This window comes from Peribacillus sp. SIMBA_075 (genome assembly GCF_046534585.1).
In genome coordinates, this window is the sequence record NZ_JAWRYN010000420.1 from 1 (window position 1) to 284 (window position 284).

The 284-nt window shown below is 49.6% G+C and carries 1 protein-coding gene; it reads right to left on the reverse strand.

Going from position 1 to position 284, the window contains the following annotated elements; all coding sequences use genetic code 11:
- Positions 1 to 284 (reverse strand): HDIG domain-containing metalloprotein (locus SB775_RS28845; RefSeq protein ID WP_410864622.1); only part of this gene is annotated, 284 nt, incomplete at both ends.

A 284-nucleotide genomic window follows, 5' to 3' on the forward strand; every position in this document is an offset into this window, starting at 1 on the left:
TCGAACGACTCAGAGATTTCTTCCAGTTTCTCCAAACGTCTGATATAAGTTTCCAATGTCTCACGGCGTGCACCTGGGCGTGCAGCAGACAGAGCGTCCGCAGCTCCCACGAGCATGGCAATGACGGATGTTGGTTCGGTATCACCGTGATGAGAAGCAATGCTGTTTACAACCACATGATGTTCATTGTACTTCTTAGCCAGTTCCACGCCAATTTCTACGTGAGAACCTTCCACTTCATGGTCGATTGCTTTTCCGATATCGTGCAGGAGACCTGCTCGCTT